This is a genomic window from Mycobacterium sp. (assembly GCF_035697385.1).
In the GTDB taxonomy this organism is placed as follows: Bacteria; Actinomycetota; Actinomycetes; order Mycobacteriales; family Mycobacteriaceae; genus Mycobacterium.
The window spans coordinates 17,962-33,538 of sequence record NZ_DASSCY010000090.1 but is presented as its reverse complement, the minus strand read 5'-3'; the positions used below and the strand labels follow the sequence as shown (position 1 = coordinate 33,538).

14 protein-coding genes, 2 tRNA genes and 1 pseudogene are annotated in these 15,577 nt (G+C 64.5%); 13 read left to right on the top strand and 4 right to left on the bottom strand.

All coding sequences use genetic code 11. The features are described 5' to 3' along the window. The 11 genes and pseudogenes from VFH65_RS08130 to VFH65_RS08080 form a co-directional block, all read left to right on the top strand. Positions 1-499: helix-turn-helix domain-containing protein (locus tag VFH65_RS08130; protein ID WP_353320636.1), on the top strand; the 499-nt coding region annotated here is incomplete at its 5' end. A gap of 580 nt (positions 500-1,079) precedes the next feature. Then, positions 1,080-2,279: a DNA polymerase III subunit beta gene (dnaN, locus tag VFH65_RS08125; protein WP_353320635.1), complete on the top strand. Its 1,200-nt coding sequence runs from the start codon at positions 1,080-1,082 to the stop codon at positions 2,277-2,279. 22 nt (positions 2,280-2,301) lie between these two features. Then, positions 2,302-3,201 (top strand): annotated as a pseudogene (gene gnd, locus VFH65_RS08120) (phosphogluconate dehydrogenase (NAD(+)-dependent, decarboxylating)); the annotation flags it as partial. Next, positions 3,202-4,362: a DNA replication/repair protein RecF gene (gene recF, locus VFH65_RS08115; RefSeq protein ID WP_353320634.1), complete on the top strand. Its 1,161-nt coding sequence runs from the start codon at positions 3,202-3,204 to the stop codon at positions 4,360-4,362. Next, positions 4,359-4,913 carry a DUF721 family protein gene (locus tag VFH65_RS08110; protein WP_353320633.1) on the top strand — a complete coding sequence of 185 codons (555 nt, stop codon included), beginning with the start codon at positions 4,359-4,361 and terminating at the stop codon, positions 4,911-4,913. The genes recF and VFH65_RS08110 overlap by 4 nt, the downstream gene beginning before the upstream one ends. 231 nt (positions 4,914-5,144) lie before the next feature. Further along, the gene (gene gyrB / locus VFH65_RS08105) at positions 5,145-7,172 is read left to right on the top strand and encodes a DNA topoisomerase (ATP-hydrolyzing) subunit B (RefSeq protein WP_353320632.1); all 2,028 of its coding nucleotides are present in this window, start codon (positions 5,145-5,147) and stop codon (positions 7,170-7,172) included. A gap of 28 nt (positions 7,173-7,200) precedes the next feature. After that, positions 7,201-9,702, top strand: a complete 2,502-nt coding sequence (gyrA, locus tag VFH65_RS08100) for a DNA gyrase subunit A (protein WP_353320631.1) — start codon at positions 7,201-7,203, stop codon at positions 9,700-9,702. Between the two features lie 19 nt (positions 9,703-9,721). After that, entirely contained in the window at positions 9,722-10,603 is an 882-nt protein-coding gene (locus tag VFH65_RS08095) for a DUF3566 domain-containing protein (RefSeq protein ID WP_353320630.1), read from the top strand. A gap of 74 nt (positions 10,604-10,677) precedes the next feature. Next, positions 10,678-10,751 (top strand) — tRNA-Ile (locus tag VFH65_RS08090). A gap of 131 nt (positions 10,752-10,882) precedes the next feature. After that, a tRNA-Ala gene (locus tag VFH65_RS08085) sits at positions 10,883-10,955 on the top strand. Positions 10,956-10,982: 27 nt separating this feature from the next. After that, positions 10,983-11,339: a hypothetical protein gene (locus VFH65_RS08080; RefSeq protein WP_353320629.1), complete on the top strand. Its 357-nt coding sequence runs from the start codon at positions 10,983-10,985 to the stop codon at positions 11,337-11,339. A gap of 1 nt (position 11,340) precedes the next feature. Here the strand turns inward: VFH65_RS08080 and VFH65_RS08075 are convergent, their stop codons facing one another. Beyond that, positions 11,341-12,693 carry an L-serine ammonia-lyase gene (locus tag VFH65_RS08075; protein WP_353320628.1) on the bottom strand — a complete coding sequence of 451 codons (1,353 nt, stop codon included), beginning with the start codon at positions 12,691-12,693 and terminating at the stop codon, positions 11,341-11,343. Positions 12,694-12,713: 20 nt separating this feature from the next. Continuing rightward, a complete protein-coding gene (gene cwsA / locus VFH65_RS08070) occupies positions 12,714-13,148 on the bottom strand; it encodes a cell wall synthesis protein CwsA (RefSeq protein ID WP_353320627.1) in 435 nt (144 codons plus the stop codon). A 106-nt stretch (positions 13,149-13,254) separates the two neighbouring features. Here cwsA and VFH65_RS08065 point away from each other — a divergent pair, with 106 nt between their 5' ends. Next, positions 13,255-13,782: a peptidylprolyl isomerase gene (locus VFH65_RS08065; protein ID WP_353320626.1), complete on the top strand. Its 528-nt coding sequence runs from the start codon at positions 13,255-13,257 to the stop codon at positions 13,780-13,782. On the opposite strand, the gene VFH65_RS08060 is transcribed toward VFH65_RS08065, so the two are convergent. Both VFH65_RS08060 and crgA read right to left on the bottom strand, forming a co-directional pair. After that, positions 13,779-14,207 carry a PH domain-containing protein gene (locus tag VFH65_RS08060; protein ID WP_353320625.1) on the bottom strand — a complete coding sequence of 143 codons (429 nt, stop codon included), beginning with the start codon at positions 14,205-14,207 and terminating at the stop codon, positions 13,779-13,781. The two genes, VFH65_RS08065 and VFH65_RS08060, sit on opposite strands and share 4 nt — an antisense overlap. Positions 14,208-14,362: 155 nt before the next feature. Continuing rightward, positions 14,363-14,626, bottom strand: coding sequence for a cell division protein CrgA (gene crgA / locus VFH65_RS08055; RefSeq protein ID WP_353320624.1), 264 nt, complete (start codon positions 14,624-14,626; stop codon positions 14,363-14,365). Between the two features lie 107 nt (positions 14,627-14,733). Between crgA and VFH65_RS08050 the strand changes: the two genes are divergently transcribed. Further along, positions 14,734-15,483: a DUF881 domain-containing protein gene (locus tag VFH65_RS08050; RefSeq protein ID WP_353320623.1), complete on the top strand. Its 750-nt coding sequence runs from the start codon at positions 14,734-14,736 to the stop codon at positions 15,481-15,483. Positions 15,484-15,577: the final 94 nt, after the last annotated feature.

The window sequence follows — 15,577 nt, the reverse complement described above, 5'->3', positions numbered from 1 at the left end:
GCGCAACAAGGCCGAGCGCGACCACAGCCCGGTGCCGGCCGAGACGCTCGAGCTGATCGCCTCACGGATCACGAGCAACATCCGTGCCCTCGAGGGCGCGCTGATCCGTGTCACCGCCTTCGCGTCCCTAAACAAGACGCCGATCGACAAGTCGCTAGCGGAAATCGTCCTGCGTGACCTGATCTCTGATGCGAGCACCATGCAGATCAGCACGGCGGCGATCATGGCGGCCACCGCCGAGTACTTCGAAACCAGCGTGGAAGAACTGCGCGGTCCCGGCAAGACCCGCGCGCTGGCTCAATCCCGCCAGATCGCCATGTACCTCTGCCGCGAGCTGACTGATCTATCGCTGCCCAAGATCGGCCAGGCGTTCGGACGTGATCACACCACCGTCATGTACGCCGAAAAGAAGATTCGCGGCGAGATGGCCGAACGTCGCGAAGTCTTCGATCACGTCAAGGAACTCACCACCCGAATCCGCCAACGCTCCAAGCGCTGAACGCGGTTCGTGTAGCACTCTGCGACCCGGCATTGGGCCGCACTCTCCCATATCTCGCACTCTCGACGCCGAAACCGGCGACTGCCGACAACAAAAGTTCAAAAAAACTTTGGCACCGACGGCATCACGAGTCACACCGAGCGGGTGTGAAAACACATGTGGACAACTTGGGATCAACCGGCCAATGAGTCGGTGCTTGTTACACAATCTCCGCCACGTCCACAGCTGCGGCGGCCGCCGTCACAAACCATCCACAATCCGCTCACATCCGGACACGCATGCCACGCAGGCCTGACACCCGTTCATCCCCAACATCCACAGGCCCTATTACTGTTGCTCGTATATCTCTGAAGTTTCTTCCTAGAAGAAGCGGCTTGGGGACATCTCGGACGGCTCACTGTGGAGTCGGGTTACAACCGCCGATGTCAGCCCCATCGATTAGCTTTCAAGTTGAGGCGGAAAGCTCTACGGTGGTTCATCGACAGCCGTTACGGTCGTCCCAACGCATCGCCAAGAAGCGTGGTGTGACACCGGGAAACCGCTGGTTAGACCTTATTGTGGTGTTGATCGAAGGGACGCTATGGACGTGGCGACGACAACAGTTGGTCTCACCGATTTGAAATTCCGCCTGGTACGCGAAGACTTCGCCGACGCCGTCGCCTGGGTTGCGCGCAATCTCCCGTCCCGACCCACGGTTCCCGTCCTGGCCGGTGTGTTGCTGACCGGATCCGACGACGGGCTGACCATCTCCGGGTTCGACTACGAAGTGTCGGCCGAAGTACAGGTCGCGGCTGAAATCGCTTCTCCAGGAAGCGTTTTGGTGTCGGGGCGGCTGTTGTCCGACATCACGCGGGCGTTGCCTGCCAAGCCTGTCGACGTCAGCGTCGAGGGCACCCGGGTGTCATTGACCTGCGGCAGCGCACGGTTCTCGTTGCCGACGTTGGCGGTGGAGGACTACCCCGCGCTACCGGCCCTTCCCGACGACACCGGAGTTATTTCCTCGCAGTTGTTCGCCGAGGCGATCGGACAGGTGGCGGTTGCCGCTGGCCGAGACGACACCTTGCCTATGTTGACTGGTATCCGGGTTGAAATTTCCGGTGAGAAGGTCGTTTTGGCAGCAACCGACCGGTTCCGGTTGGCCGTTCGCGAGCTGACCTGGTCCACCGAATCGGCAGAAATCGAAGCTGCGGTGCTGGTGCCGGCGAAGACTCTGGCCGAGGCAGCCAAGGCCGGTGCCGACGGTGCCGACGTGCACTTGTCATTGGGTGCCGGAGCCGCCGTTGGTAAAGAAGGCTTGCTGGGTATCCGCAGCGAAGGAAAGCGCAGCACCACGCGCCTGCTCGACGCCGAGTTCCCGAAGTTCCGCCAATTGCTGCCCGCTGAACACACCGCGATCGCGACCATCGGTGTCGCCGAGCTCACCGAAGCCATCAAACGTGTGGCATTGGTGGCAGACCGCGGTGCACAAGTGCGAATGGAATTCGCCGACGACTCACTTCGTCTGTCCGCAGGCGCCGACGATGTCGGCCGCGCGGAAGAGGATCTTCCCGTGGCGTTCTCGGGTGAACCGCTGACGATCGCGTTCAACCCGACGTATCTCACAGATGGTTTGGGGTCGCTGCACTCGGAGCGAGTGACGTTCGGTTTCACGACACCCAGCCGTCCAGCTGTGCTGCGGCCGGCGGGTGAGGATGATGGAGACGTCGGCGCGGCGGGGCCGTTCCCCGCTGCTCAAACCGATTACGTCTACCTGTTGATGCCGGTGCGGCTTCCGGGCTGACCGGCCCTACGCCACGAAAGAGGCGCACATGCAACTGGGGTTGGTCGGCCTGGGCAAGATGGGCTTCAACATGCGAGAGCGGTTGCGCGAGGGCGGACACGAAGTCATCGGCTACGACCCGCGCCCAGAGGTCACCGATGTACCAACGCTGGGCGCACTGGCGGAGGCGCTCACCGCGCCGCGGGTGGTCTGGGTGATGGTGCCGTCAGGGCCGATAACGCGCGAAACCATCGCCTCACTTGCTGAGGAGCTCAGCGCGGGTGACATGGTCATCGACGGAGGCAACTCGCGCTACACCGAGGATGGCCCGCACGCAAAACTATTGGGCGACAAGGAAATCAAGTTCATCGACGCGGGTGTATCGGGTGGCGTCTGGGGCCTCAAGGAAGGTTACGGCCTGATGGTCGGCGGTAGTGATGCCGACGTCGAGCAGGCGATGCCGATCTTCGACACCCTTCGTCCGCCGGGGCCACGGGAAGACGGATTCGTCCACGCCGGGCCGGTCGGCGCGGGTCATTACGCGAAGATGGTGCACAACGGCATCGAGTACGGGCTGATGATGGCCTATGCCGAAGGCTATGAATTGTTGGCGGCCGAAGAGCTGATCACCGACACCCAGGCTGTCATTCAGGCCTGGAGCAATGGCACGGTGGTCCGCTCGTGGTTGCAGCAACTGCTCGCGAAGGCGTTGAAGGAAGATCCGAAGTTCGTCGACATCAGCGGTTTCACCGAGGATTCCGGCGAAGGCCGCTGGACGGTCGAAGAGGCCATCAGCCATCGCGTACCGATGCCGGTGATCGCCGCGTCGTTGTTTGCGCGGTTCGCGTCGCGCCAAGACGACTCCCCTGCGATGAAGGCCGTTTCGGCGTTGCGCAACCAATTCGGCGGGCACGCGGTCAAGCGGGTCAGTGAGTCTGGATAGGTGTACGTCCGCCACCTCGGGTTGACCGACTTCCGATCGTGGCCGAGGGTCGAGCTTGACCTCGAGCCCGGCAGGACGGTGTTCGTCGGCCCGAATGGTTTTGGCAAGACGAATCTTGTTGAGGCGCTGTGGTATTCGGCGACACTCGGTTCGCATCGGGTGGCGACGGACGCGCCGCTGATCCGGGCCGGCGCGGAACGCGCGGTGGTGTCGACCATTGTCGTCAACGAGGGCCGCGAGTTAGCGATCGACGTCGAGGTCAATGCAGGCCGGGCGAACAAGGCGCGGCTGAACCGCTCCCCCGTCCGCGCTGCGCGCGAGATTCTTGGCGTCCTGCGCGCAGTTCTGTTCGCTCCGGAAGACCTGGCGCTGGTCCGCGGCGATCCCGGTGAGCGCCGCCGGTTCTTGGACGAACTCGCAACGACGCGGCGGCCCCGCATCGCGGCGGTGCGTGCGGATTACGACCGAGTCGTCCGTCAGCGCACGGCGCTGTTGAAGACCGCATCGGCGGCTCGGCATCGTGGTGATCGGGGAGTTCTGGACACGCTGGATGTATGGGACGGCCATCTCGCCGCCCACGGCGCGCAGTTGATCGCCGCGCGGGTGGAATTGGTCAACCTATTGGCCCCCGAGGTTGAGAAGGCCTATCAACTGTTGGCGCCGTCGTCGCGGCCCGCGTCGATTCGATACCGCAGTGGTGTCGAGATGATCGAAAACGAGGCGGCGGCCGGCACCGACAGTGTTGAGCTTTTCGAAGCAGCGCTACTCGACGCTTTGGCGCGTCGGCGTGACGCCGAGCTGGAGCGCGGCGTCTGCCTAGTCGGCCCGCATCGCGACGATCTCGAGCTGCGGCTCGGCGACCAAGTCGCGAAAGGCTTTGCCAGCCACGGAGAATCGTGGTCGATGGCGCTGGCCTTGCGGCTGGCGGCCTACGAATTGTTGCGCGCCGACGGAAGCGATCCAGTGCTTCTGCTCGACGATGTGTTCGCGGAATTGGACAACGCGCGCCGGCAGGCTCTGGCCAATGTCGCGACGTCCGCAGAACAGGTTTTGGTCACCGCGGCCGTCAGCGAGGACATTCCGCCCGACTGGGATGCGCGAAGAATTGAGATCACCATGCGCGATGAGGACTCCGGCAGGATCTCGGAGGTGAAGGAATGACTAATCACAACGCCGAAACCGGCCCGCCGGCGCACCTGGCGGGCCTCGCCGGCATGGACCTCGTGCGTCGCACGCTCGAAGAGGCGCGCGGCGCGGCGCGCGTGCAAGGGAAAGATGTCGGGCGAGGCCGCAGCTCCCCATCGCGGCGGGTCGCGGGTACAAGCCGGCGGCGCTGGTCGGGGCCGGGCCCGGATTCACGCGATCCCCAGACGCTCGGATCACTGGCGAGCGACGTTGCGCGCAATCGCGGCTGGTCCGGCCGAGTCGCGGAAGGGTCGGTATTCGGCAGGTGGCCAGCGGTGGTTGGCGAGCAGATCGCCGCGCACGCAGCACCGACGTCGTTGAACGAGGGCGTTCTCACCGTCTCAGCTGAATCAACGGCCTGGGCGACACAGCTGCGGATGGTTCAGGCGCAACTGCTGGCCAAGATCGCGGCCGCCGTGGGTGACGGGGTCGTCACCTCGCTGCGAATCATCGGCCCGGCGGGCCCGTCGTGGCGCAAAGGCCGCTATCACATCGCCGGCCGCGGACCGCGCGACACGTACGGATAATCGTGAAGTTGCTGTTGGCTGAGAGCCGCCACAAAGCCGCGACCACTGTTCTCAAGCGTCAGGACGCACCTCCGAGCGAGAAATTCCACAGACGGCGCGAATAGGTGTGTAGAAACGCCGCCTCAGAATCGGTCCTGTCGACATCTGACGGTAGACTGATCTCATGACTTGCCGGCGGTAACGACTACCGCCAGAGCCCCACCCCATCAGAAAGTAGGGACACTTCCGCTCGTGGCTGCTGCGAAGAAAAAAGCACAAGAGGAGTACGGCGCCCAATCCATCACGATTCTCGAGGGGTTGGAGGCTGTCCGCAAACGGCCCGGCATGTATATCGGCTCTACCGGTGAGCGTGGTTTGCACCACCTCATCTGGGAAGTCGTCGACAACGCCGTGGACGAGGCGATGGCCGGACACGCCACCAAGGTCGATGTACGACTGCTCGAGGACGGCGGCGTCGAAGTCACCGACGACGGCCGCGGCATCCCGGTCGGCATGCACGCGTCCGGAGCGCCGACGGTCGATGTCGTGATGACACAGCTGCACGCCGGCGGAAAGTTCGACTCCGACTCGTATGCGGTGTCGGGCGGTCTGCACGGCGTGGGCGTTTCCGTCGTCAATGCGTTGTCCCGCCGGCTCGAGGTGGAGATCAAGCGCGACGGCCACGAGTGGTTCCAGCACTACGACCAGTCGGTGCCCGGCACCCTCAAGCAGGGTGAGGCGACTAAGAAGACCGGCACCATTGTGCGGTTCTGGGCTGATCCGACGATTTTCGAGACGACGAACTATGACTTCGAGACCGTCGCGCGGCGCCTTCAGGAGATGGCGTTCCTCAACAAGGGCTTGACCATCACACTGGTCGACGAGCGCGTGACCGCTACTGAAGTGACCGACGAGGTCGTCAGCGATACCGCCGAGGCACCGAAGTCGGCCGAGGAGAAAGCCGCCGAGGCCGCTGGGCCGCACAAGGTGAAGAACCGCACGTTTCACTACCCCGGCGGGCTGGTCGACTACGTCAAGCACATCAACCGCACCAAGACCTCGATCCATCAGAGCATCGTCGACTTCTCCGGCAAGGGCGAAGGCCACGAGGTCGAGATCGCCATGCAGTGGAACGCCGGATACTCCGAGTCGGTGCACACGTTCGCCAACACGATCAACACCCATGAGGGCGGCACCCACGAAGAGGGTTTCCGCGCGGCGTTGACCAGCGTGGTGAACAAGTACGCCAAGGACAAGAAGTTACTGAAGGAGAAGGACGCCAACCTCACCGGCGACGACATCCGTGAGGGTTTGGCGGCGGTCATCTCGGTCAAGGTGGCTGAGCCTCAGTTCGAGGGCCAGACGAAAACCAAGCTCGGCAACACCGAGGTGAAGTCGTTCGTGCAGAAGATCTGCAACGAGCAACTGAGCCACTGGTTCGAGGCTAACCCGGCCGAAGCCAAAACCGTTGTGAACAAGGCGGTCTCGTCGGCACAGGCCCGCATCGCGGCGCGCAAGGCCCGTGAGCTGGTGCGCCGCAAGAGCGCGACGGACATCGGCGGGCTGCCAGGCAAGCTGGCGGACTGTCGGTCCACCGACCCGCGCAAGTCGGAACTGTATGTGGTGGAGGGTGATTCGGCTGGCGGCTCGGCGAAAAGCGGCCGGGACTCGATGTTCCAGGCGATCCTGCCGTTGCGCGGCAAGATCATCAACGTCGAGAAGGCCCGCATCGACCGGGTGCTGAAGAACACCGAGGTCCAGGCCATCATCACCGCGCTGGGCACCGGTATTCACGATGAGTTCGACCTCGCCAAGCTGCGCTATCACAAGATTGTGTTGATGGCCGACGCCGACGTCGACGGCCAGCACATCTCGACGTTGTTGTTGACGCTGCTGTTCCGGTTCATGAAGCCGCTGGTGGAAAACGGGCACATATTCCTGGCGCAACCGCCGCTGTACAAGCTGAAGTGGCAGCGCAGCGAACCGGAATTCGCCTATTCCGACCGCGAGCGTGACGGGCTGCTGGAAGCCGGCAAGAAGGCGGGCAGGAAGATCAACGTCGACGACGGCATCCAGCGCTACAAGGGTCTCGGCGAGATGGACGCCAAGGAGCTGTGGGAAACCACGATGGATCCGTCGGTGCGCGTGCTGCGCCAGGTGACGTTGGACGACGCCGCAGCCGCCGACGAGCTGTTCTCCATTCTGATGGGCGAGGACGTCGAGGCTCGGCGCAGCTTTATCACCCGTAACGCCAAAGACGTTCGCTTCCTTGATGTTTAAGTTCAACCACCAATAGGGCCGAAAACACATGACTGATACCACGTTGCCGCCGGGCGACGAAGCAGGAGACCGCATCGAGCCGGTCGACATCCAGCAGGAGATGCAGCGCAGCTACATCGACTACGCGATGAGCGTGATCGTCGGCCGCGCGCTGCCGGAGGTCCGTGACGGCCTCAAGCCGGTGCACCGCCGGGTGCTGTATGCGATGTACGACTCGGGATTCCGGCCTGATCGCAGCCACGCAAAGTCGGCGCGCTCGGTCGCCGAGACGATGGGTAATTACCATCCGCACGGCGACGCGTCGATCTACGACACGTTGGTCCGGATGGCGCAGCCGTGGTCGCTGCGGTATCCCCTAGTCGACGGCCAAGGCAACTTCGGCTCGCCGGGCAACGATCCCCCAGCCGCGATGAGGTATACAGAGGCGCGCCTTACGCCGTTGGCGATGGAGATGCTGCGTGAAATCGATGAGGAGACAGTCGATTTCATCCCGAACTACGACGGCCGTGTTCAAGAACCCACCGTACTGCCGAGCCGCTTTCCAAACCTGCTCGCCAACGGATCGGGCGGCATCGCCGTCGGCATGGCCACCAACATGCCGCCGCACAACCTGCGTGAACTCGCCGACGCGGTGTACTGGTGCCTGGACAACCATGAGGCCGACGAAGAAGCAACCCTCGAGGCGGTGACCGAACGCGTCAAGGGTCCGGACTTCCCCACCCACGGCTTGATCGTTGGCTCCCAAGGGATTCACGACACGTACACCACCGGACGTGGATCTATCCGGATGCGTGGTGTGGTCGAGATCGAAGAAGATTCCCGAGGCCGCACTGGCATCGTCATCACCGAGTTGCCGTATCAGGTCAACCACGACAACTTCATCACCTCGGTCGCCGAGCAGGTCCGCGACGCGAAGCTCAACGGCATCTCGAACATCGAGGACCAGAGCAGCGACCGCGTCGGGCTACGCATTGTCATCGAGCTCAAGCGCGATGCCGTGGCCAAGGTGGTGCTGAACAACCTCTACAAGCACACGCAGCTGCAGACCAGCTTCGGCGCCAACATGCTGTCGATCGTCGACGGCGTGCCCCGCACGCTGCGCCTCGACCAGCTGATCCGGCACTACGTCAACCATCAGCTCGACGTCATCGTGCGTCGCACCACCTACCGGCTGCGCAAGGCCAACGAGCGCGCCCACATCTTGCGCGGTCTGGTCAAGGCGCTCGACGCGCTCGACGAAGTGATCGCGTTGATCCGGGCGTCGGAGACAGTGGATGTCGCCAGGCAGGGCCTGATCGAACTGCTAGACATCGACGAGATCCAGTCGCAGGCGATCCTGGACATGCAGTTGCGCCGCCTGGCCGCTCTGGAACGGCAGCGCATTGTCGACGACCTGGCCAAGATCGAGGCCGAGATCGCGGACCTCGAAGACATCCTGGCCAAGCCGGAGCGTCAGCGCGCGATCGTGCGCGACGAACTCAAGGAGCTCGCCGACAAGTACGGCGATGACCGCCGGACGCGAATCGTGCCCGCCGACGGCGAGGTTTCCGACGAGGATCTGATCGCCCGCGAAGAGGTCGTCGTCACCATCACCGAGACGGGCTATGCCAAACGCACCAAGTCGGACCTCTATCGCAGCCAGAAGCGCGGCGGCAAGGGGGTGCAGGGTGCCGGGCTGAAGCAGGACGACATCGTCAACCACTTCTTCGTCTGCTCGACCCACGACTGGATTCTGTTCTTCACCACGCAGGGCCGGGTCTATCGAGCCAAGGCCTACGACCTGCCGGAGGCGTCGCGGATCGCGCGTGGTCAGCACGTCGCGAACCTGCTGGCGTTCCAGCCGGAGGAGCGCATTGCCCAGGTCATCCAGATCAAGAGCTACGAGGATGCGCCGTACCTCGTGCTGGCGACCCGCAACGGCCTGGTCAAGAAGTCCAAGCTGACCGACTTCGACTCGAACCGTTCGGGCGGCATCGTCGCGGTGAATCTGCGCGACGGTGACGAACTGGTCGGCGCGGTGCTGTGCTCGTCCGACGAAGACCTGCTCCTGGTGTCGGCCAAGGGTCAGTCGATCCGCTTCTCAGCAACCGACGAAGCGCTACGCCCGATGGGTCGCGCCACCTCGGGTGTGCAGGGCATGCGGTTCAATACCGACGACCGGCTGCTGTCGCTCAACGTTGTCCGCGCCGACACATATCTGCTGGTCGCGACCGCGGGCGGGTATGCCAAACGCACCGCGATCGAGGAGTACCCGGTCCAGGGCCGCGGTGGCAAAGGGGTGCTGACGATCCAGTACGACAAGCGGCGTGGCACCCTGGTTGGAGCGTTGATCGTCGACGACGACACCGAGTTGTACGCCATCACCTCAGGTGGCGGTGTCATCCGGACCGCAGCTCGCCAGGTCCGCAAGGCCGGGCGACAGACCAAGGGCGTTCGGTTGATGAACCTGGGTGAGGGCGACACACTGGTTGCGGTCGCGCGCAACGCCGAGGAGAACGAGGCCGACGCTGTCGAGGCCGACGAGACGTAACGACGTTAAGGAGCCGTAGGTGAGTTCACCGAACGAGCCGGGGTACCCGCGTGCGGGTGACGGCCCCATCGGCGCCAACGGTTCCGTCACAGGGCCGCTCCCAGCGGGCTCGCCGGCCGGCCATGCGGCCGACTCCGGCGACGTGCCGCCATGGCAACGGGGCCCGGCCGCACGCTCGGCGCGGCAGCCACACCGTCAGCCGCCTGAGGGGCAGGCACGCACGGAGTCGCCGCGGGCGGGCTCAGCTGCGGGCCACTCGGCCAGCGACACGGCCGGGTTGGACGCCAGGCTGAACCGCTTCATCGCGGGTGGAGGCGCCGCCTCGGCGCCGCCTCACGAGGCCGACGGCCCGCCGCGGGGTGAACGTCCCGAGGCGCCACGTCCCGAGGCGTACGCCAGTGAGCTTCCTGACCTGTCGGGGCCGACGCCGCGCCCGCCGCAGCAGCGCAAGCCCGCGCCGGAGCGCAACGCGCAGGAACCGGCGAGCCGGCCGGCGAAGGCCACCAGCCGCATCCAGGTGGGCACCAAGCACCACGGTCCGGTGCGGGCCGCGATGCAGATCCGGCGGATCGACCCGTGGAGCGCGCTGAAGGTGTCGCTGGTGTTGTCGGTCGCACTGTTCTTCGTGTGGATGATCGCGGTGGCGTTCCTGTATCTCGTGCTCGGCGGTATGGGCGTGTGGAGCAAGCTGAACAGCAACGTCGGCGACCTGTTGACCAGTGCCGGCGGCCAAACCGGCGGTGAGCTGGTCTCCAGCGGAACCATCTTCGGAGGCGCGGCGCTGATCGGTTTGGTGAACATCGTGCTGCTGACTGCGATGGCGACCGTCGGCGCGTTCATCTACAACCTGACCACCGATCTGGTCGGCGGCGTCGAGGTGACGCTCGCGGATCGCGATTGACGCTGACTAGGGAATCTGGTTTGGGCGGCGGCCTACGATTGCGGTAATCTCGTCGCTCGGCCCGTACGGCACACGGGGCTATAGCTCAGGCGGTTAGAGCGCTTCGCTGATAACGAAGAGGTCGGAGGTTCGAGTCCTCCTAGCCCCACGGAAAGGTGCACACCATGAAGCTGGTGCTTGTGCTCGCAGCGGCGGCTATCGCGGTGATCGTCTGGCGGTCCCGGCACGGCGTCGAGGTATGGCACGCAGCACCCGATGCGCCTTCCTGATCACAACTCAGGGGCCTTAGCTCAGTTGGTAGAGCGCTGCCTTTGCAAGGCAGATGTCAGGAGTTCGAATCTCCTAGGCTCCACAACGATCTCGATTTACGTTTATCTGTATGGAGTCGATCGGCTCGCGAAAGCGCAATCAGCCCGCGCCGCCACGGGTCATCTTCGAGGATCTTTGCGATCCGCATCGTCAACCCGTCCGGCCGTGGCTGCATCTTCTCGACGACGAAATCGAGCCTGTGGTCATCGAATTCAGCCGACCCGACCTGGTGATTTGGTCATCTCTGTGGGTCAAGCGTCCCGATGCTCGCGTGAATTTCGACTTGCAGGCCGCGGGCGGCGGCACCGATCTGCGCTGGACGCTCTATGTCGACGAGCCGCTCCCCGATCCCACTCTCACGAGGCACATGCGCAAAAGAATCGGCGAGCTCATCAACGCCAACCTGCGGTTCACGTACGGCCAATGAGCTAACACTCGACGACGTTGAGGGCGAGCCCGCCGAGTGATGTCTCCTTGTACTTGTCCTTCATATCCGCCCCGGTGTCGCGCATCGTCTTGATGGCCGTGTCGAGGCTGACGTGATGAGTTCCGTCCCCGTGCAACGCCATTCGCGCCGCAGTGATCGCCTTGACCGCCGCCACGGCGTTGCGTTCTATGCACGGAATCTGCACAAGACCGCCGACCGGGTCACACGTCAGCCCGAGGTTGTGCTCGATCCCGATCTCGGCGGCGTTCTCCACCTGTGCAGGTGTTCCGCCAAGCACCGCCGCGAGTCCGGCCGCCGCCATCGAGCACGCCGACCCGACCTCACCCTGACAGCCCACCTCGGCCCCGGAGATCGAGGCGTTCGCTTTGAACAGCTGACCTATCGCGGCGGCCGTCAACAGAAACTCGACCACGCCGTCGTCGCCGGCACCCGGAACGAACCGCCGGTAGTAGTGCAGCACTGCGGGGATGACGCCGGCCGCGCCGTTCGTCGGCGCCGTCACCACTCGACCGCCGCCGGCGTTCTCCTCGTTGACGGCAAGCGCGTACACCGTCAGCCAGTCCATCGCATAGAGCGGGTCATCGGGGTCGAGCGCCTCGGCCAGCAAACGGGCTCGCCTACGGACGTGCAACGCACCGGGCAACGTCCCGCTGGCCTTCAGCCCCGCGTCGACACATTCGCGCATCGCCGACCAGATTCGTAGCAGCCCAGCCCGTAGATCCGGCTCGCGAGCCAACGCGGCCTCGTTGCGGACCATCAGTTCCGCGATGCTGCAGCCCTCCCCCGTCGCCAACGCGACGAGTTCAGCCGCCGTGCTGAACGGATACGGGACAGTGACATCTTCGCGGGTGCCCGAGCGCGCCTCGTCCTCATCGACGACGAACCCTCCGCCGACCGAGTAATACACCCGCCGGGCGATCTCCGCGCCGTCGTCGCCATGCGCGACGAACACCAGGCCGTTGCTGTGAAACTCCATGGCTTGCAACGACAAAACGATGTCCGCGGCTTCGTCGAAGTCGATTGTGTGGGAACCGGCGAGGAGCAACTTCCTGCCGGCTCGGATCTCTTCGACGCGGGCGCGGGCAAGACGCGGATCGACGGTCTCTGGTGCGGTTCCTTCCAGTCCGAGCATGACTGCGCCGGGCGTGCCGTGACCGGCGCCCGTCGCGCCGAGCGAACCGTAAAGCTCGATGCGGACACGTGTGACTGTCGGCAGGACGCCATCGTCGACGAGATGGTGCGCGAACCGGGCGGCCGCCCGCATCGGGCCGACCGTATGAGAACTCGACGGCCCGATCCCGATCGAGAACAAGTCGAACACGGAAACGGCCATCGGAGTCAGCTCACAGCAAACTAGGGCTTTGGGCTTACATCGACGCTGGGCGGTCGCGACTGGCTCGCGGCTGATGGCTCGGGCTGCGACGAACGACGGATGATCGAGAAGGCCACCGCTCCCCCGGCCAGCACCACCACACCGACGGCCGCCAACACCAGGGGCCGACGCCGCCGCTTGGGCTTGCGTGCCTCGGCGATCACCTGCGGGAGGCTCGCGAGCACCTCCTGAGCCGCCGCGAGTTCCTGCGCGATGGTGTCCTGCGCGTCGCCGAGTTCTTGGGCGAGCCTGCTCTTGTCGAGGCGCCGACGTACGGTGCCCGCGGCTGACTGCGCGCCCTGCCAGCTCAATCCCACCGTGCCCAGCGTGACGTCGACCGGTCCGACGGCCGAGTACTTCAGGCCACGACTCAGCCTCTGGCTAGGGGTCAACCGGGCATCGGTCCTTGAGCTCATGTCCCACCTCTCTGCGGCCGCAACGATTCGCCATCCAGCCTGCCATCAACGGCGACGCACCGGTGCCCGGTTGGGCGCCGAAGCGAGCGTGGCACACTGGCATCCCGTGACGAGCCCCATTCAGACAGCGACCGCGACCCTGCACACCAACCGCGGCGACATCAAGATCGCACTGTTCGGAAACCACGCCCCCAAGACCGTCGCCAACTTCGTCGGATTGGCCCAGGGCACCAAGGACTACAGCGGCGAGAACGCGTCGGGCGGCACGTCCGGACCCTTCTACGACGGGGTCGTCTTTCACCGCATCATCGACGGGTTCATGATCCAGGGCGGGGACCCGACCGGAACCGGGCGCGGTGGCCCCGGATTCGAGTTCGCCGACGAATTCCATCCCGAGCTGCAATTCGACAAGCCGTACCTGCTCGCGATGGCCAACCGTGGACCGGGCACCAACGGCTCGCAGTTCTTCATCACGGTCGGCAAGACGCCGCACCTGAACCGCAAGCACACCATCTTCGGCGAGGTCGTCGATCCGGAGTCCCAGAAGGTCGTCGACGCCATCGCCACCACGGCCGTCGACCGCAGCGACCGGCCGACCGATCCCGTCGTGGTCGAGTCGATCACCGTCTCTTAAGGGGCTTGCGAGGAGCCGGCGTAGCCGGCAGCAGTCAGTGCATCGAGCACTTTGAGCGGGTCGGTGCCCAAATCCCAACGGGTGAAGACCAGCAGCCGGTCATCCGTCGTGTCGATCTCCAGTAGGCGCACCTTGCGCGCGAGCCTGCGGAACTCGGTGATCCGGATGAGCTTGATATCGCCGCGCCGCAAGATGTTTGTGCCCAACCAGCCGCGGGTAAGTAGTCCCTCGGCGCTGATTGCCAGTTTTGGCCGTGCGCGCCAAGACTGGCTTGCAAACACGACTAGCCCCACTGCGGCAATGCCCACCAAGACGCGTCCTGGCAGGTCTGTGATCATGGTCACAGCGGTGATAGCCAAGATAAGTCCGGCTATGCCACTAGCGGCGATTCCCAACGTGGGCGGACTCCACTCAGTTTGCTGCATGGGTTACTTACACCCTTTTACCGTTGCTAATGAGGTTATCCACAAGTGCTATCCCCAATGGGGATGAATCACATCAGTGTGATCTGGTGACCACGAGGTTGCTAAACGGGTAACGCGCGGAGGACAAGTTAAATTCATACCTTTGGTCGGTAGGGCTACCGCCACCGCATCGTGAGCAACAAACCGGTGATCATGAAAGCAAATGCGATCGCATAGTTCCACGGCCCCAGTTCGGCCAGGAACGGTATCGCCGTCGACGCCAGCTGGAAGACCAGCAGCCAGACAAGCCCGATCAGCATCAAGCCGACGAACAAAACGACGAACCAGACGCTCGACGGCCCGGCTTTGACCTTGACCGGGGTCCGGCTCACCGGGCTGATGGTGAAGTCGTTCTTCTTACGAACTTTGGACTTGGGCATGGCTACCTTCGCGGACACTCGGCGTCACACGGTGCGACGATGAAGCAGGATGTACTTACGAGCCTAACGCAGGAGCCGCGCCAGCCAGAATTCCTGGAGAGGAGCCGATGAACCAGTCCCGACGCACCGCCTGGCGCTTCGGCGTCCCGGTGGTGTGTCTGCTGGCCGGTCTTCTGCTCTCGGCCACGTACGGCGTTTCGGGCGGCGACGAGATCCGGCGCAGTGACGCGCCCCGGCTGGTCGACCTGGTGCGCGAGGCCCAGCAGTCGGTGGACCGGCTCACCGCCCAGCGCGATTCACTGGTGACCACGATGGATAGCCACCACGGCGGCTCGCCTGGCTCCGACGCGGCGCTGGCTGCGATCACCGACAAGAGCGCTCGGCTGGCCGTCGACGCCGGTCTGGACCCGATGCGCGGGCCCGGCCTCGTCGTGACGCTCAACGATGCACAGCGCGACGCTGAGGGGCGTTTCCCGCGCGACGCCTCCCCCGACGACCTCGTGGTGCACCAACAGGACATCGAAGCGGTGCTGAACGCACTGTGGAGCGCCGGCGCCGAGGGCATCCAGATGCAGGACCAACGCATCATCGGCACATCGGCGCCGCGATGCGTCGGCAACACGCTTCTGCTCAACGGCCGCACGTACAGCCCGCCGTACGTGGTCACCGCGATCGGCGATCCGGCCGCGATGCAGGCCGCGCTCGCGGCGTCGCCGTTGGTCACGCTCTACAAGCAGTACGTGATCCGGTTCGGGTTGGGATATACCGAAGAACCACGCGCGGCGGTCGACTTGGTCGGGCATTCCGAGCCCGTGCGGATGCGGTTCGCCAAGCCTGCGGGCCCCGTCGGGTACTAGTGCCTTCGGCGCATCGATTCCGCGCATAGGGCGCTGAAGTTCGATCGACCAACGGCCTCACCGCAGAGCCAATGCACAAGGCGACCTATCCTTG